1 protein-coding gene and 2 pseudogenes are annotated in these 2,764 nt (G+C 65.5%); 1 reads left to right on the forward strand and 2 read right to left on the reverse strand.

Features of this window, described 5'->3' with window-relative positions:
- Positions 1-140: 140 nt before the first annotated feature.
- Positions 141-1,793: a glycosyltransferase family 2 protein gene (locus tag AC5JJ6_RS07780; protein ID WP_496041490.1), complete on the reverse strand. Its 1,653-nt coding sequence runs from the start codon at positions 1,791-1,793 to the stop codon at positions 141-143.
- 306 nt (positions 1,794-2,099) lie between these two features.
- Here AC5JJ6_RS07780 and AC5JJ6_RS07785 point away from each other — a divergent pair.
- Positions 2,100-2,426, forward strand: a pseudogene (locus AC5JJ6_RS07785) (IS6 family transposase); the annotation flags it as partial.
- Here the strand turns inward: AC5JJ6_RS07785 and AC5JJ6_RS07790 are convergent.
- Positions 2,419-2,718: pseudogene (locus AC5JJ6_RS07790) on the reverse strand (transposase); the annotation flags it as partial. The pseudogenes AC5JJ6_RS07785 and AC5JJ6_RS07790 sit on opposite strands and share 8 nt — an antisense overlap.
- Positions 2,719-2,764 lie beyond the last annotated feature (46 nt).

Here is a 2,764-nt window from a genome sequence, read left to right on the forward strand (position 1 = left end):
CGTCCTTCCACGCCTGCTGGAAGACTGCACCATCAAACCCCGGGATCAAACAGCTGGGTGAAGACTGGCGCTGAATCGGGACCGTCAAGCTCAGGCGCCTCAATCGCGCGAGCCACCGGTAGCCCTCCATTAAGCAGATATCAAAGCGGCAGCGCGGGCCATCCTTCACGCAGCGTCAGCAGCGGGCTGCGCGCGGGATCACGTGCGAGGGCAGGACCCCAACGAGTTCTCAGGAGGGCGTATTCATTGGCCTGCGCGATGCGGTTCGCCTGCCTGGATGCCTCGATCAACGGCGCATGGGGTGTCCACAGCACCGCGCCACCCCGCTGCCGGAGCCGCATGCAGAGATCGACATCGGCAAGACCAGCCGCGAGCGCCTCGTCGACGCCGCCAGCGTCCAGGAAGACCTGTCGGCGAAACCCCATGAAGCCCCCGCTGAGCGCACCAACGCGGCGCACGAGCGCAAGTGCGCCGTTGTAGCCAACCGCTCGGCTATTAGCTCCTTGGTAGGCCGGCACGACTGTGCCAGACGGATCGAAGGCGAGCTCGGCATGGCGGAGCCGCCGCCGCGGTGTGAGCACGGGGCCGCCGACCGCGGCGACATCTGGGCGGAGCAGCTGCGATACGAGCTCGCCGAGCCAATCCGGATTGGCCACAGCAGGCTCCGCACCGGTCAGGATGACGACCGTGCCGCGCGCCGCAGAGACTGCTCGGTTGACGCGCTGCGCCCAGCTCGCACCGCTGCCGCACGGCAGGACCAAGGCCTTGCCTGGCACGGCTGGGGCAGGAGCTGTGGGGGCTAGGTCGGCGGCTAAAGGAACAAAGATCTCGGCCACCGGATGGATGGTGCTCTCGACCAGCGGCTGAAGCGCGGCGATGCTGCGGCCTATATCGGAGCCGGCCATCACCACCAGCGTGACCGGCACCGGTCGTTCGGGTAGCGGCCACCGAACGCGGTTCCACGATAGGATCCTGGCCAATGGCTCGACCCTCGCGCCTGCGACGCCCCTCTGGCGCAGGTGATCGGCCACGGCGCGCCGCCCGGAGGCAGCGCATTGCTCGAGCGCGCGCTGCGAGAAGGACTCTTCTGTGGACGCCTGCCGCCAGTGGTAGAGCACACCAGGTACGTGGATCACCGCGGCGCTCCCCGCTTTAGCCATCGCCCGGAGTGCGAGGTCGTAGTCCTGGCTGCCCTCGAACCCGTCGCGCCAGCCGCCAATTCGCTGCAACAGGTCACGTCGGTACACGCCGAGATGGCTGATCATGTTTTGGCCAAGCAGCAGATCCGGGTCGAAGCCGGCTTTGAAGTACGGATCGCTCCGACCGTCGGCCTCGTCGATTTTGTCCTCGTCGCTGAAGATCAAAGCGGCAGTCGGGTGACGAAGCGCCGCTGCCGCAACCGCCGCGAGCGCGTGCGGCGGCAACAGGTCATCATGGTCCAGCAATGCGACCCACTCTCCATCGGCTAGCGACAACGCTGTATTGCTCGCGGCGGCGATGTGGCCATTGCTGGCTCGGAACTGCACCTTGATGCGCGTGTCGGCCGCAGCCGCCTCTTCGAGGACGCGACGCACATGCGGCAAGGGCGAGGCGTCGTCGGCGATGCAGAGCTCCCATCGCGGCCAGCTCTGGCGCTGGACGGAGCTGATCGCCGCGCGCAGCAGCGGCTCTTTGGTGTTGTAGACAGGCATCACCACAGAGATGACCGGCCCAGACGATGCCTCGGCATCGCTTGCCGCAACCGGCAGCCGCTCAAGCCCGGCGCGCAGCCAAGCATCGTAGCGGCCGCGCACCTCGTTGGGCTCTAGGAGAAGGCGGCAGAGGGTGGGTGAGCGCAGGACAATGCGGCGGGCCCAGTCGTGAATCCGGGGCGGCAGCCGCTCTGCGAGGTCTCTTAACTCCATCGGACCTGCATGCCGAAACTACTAGGAGCGCACAATCGATTTCCCGCATCGGTCCCGGTCGATACTTCCGTCCCCGGCCGATCTACAGCGTTGCGGACGGTACTTGGCATTTGCCGATCCATGCGATGAGGTGCATGGGCATTTCTAAGTTGTCGGCCTCTATAAGGAACGAAGTGGCTGGGCCAAGCTGGTTTGATGACGCCCGAGCCCGCCACTTACCCCGGGCACCGCTTTCCGGTCAAGATTATCAGCCATGCGGTATGGCTTTATCATGTCTTCAGCCTGAGCCTGCGCGATGTCGAGCTAATTCTGGCAGAGCGAGGCATCGACGTCACCCACGAGAGCATCCGGAACTGGTGTCTGACATTCTGCAGCACCTTCGCTCGAAAGCTGCGTCGACGCCGACCCAAGCCGGGCGATATCTGGCATGTCGATGAGGTGTTCCTAAAGACCAAAGGCGAGTTGCATTATTTTTGGCGCGCAGTGGACCAGCACGGCATCGTGCTTGACATCCTACGGCAAGCTTGCGCGCCACCGCCACTGCCGCAACCTGGTGGCCGCGTCGCGCCCTGATCCGCAGGAAAAAGGCCCGCAGTGGGCCCGGCGCCTTGGAGGCGGCCCAGGCCGCCTCCACTAGCATGGCGCGAGCGTGGAAGCGGCCGTGCTTGCTGATGCGGTCATGCTGCGCCAGCCTCACGCCGGCCTGCCATACACGCGGGTTCAGGCCGACGTAGCTGACAAAATTCTCGGAGTTGCCGAACCGGCTCACATCGCCGACCGCCGCCACCAGTCCAGCTGCGACGATTAGCCTGACCTATTCACCGGTGTCTGCTTGAGCGGGCCCTTTCGGGCTGATCTGG

The organism is Skermanella sp. (assembly GCF_059503625.1).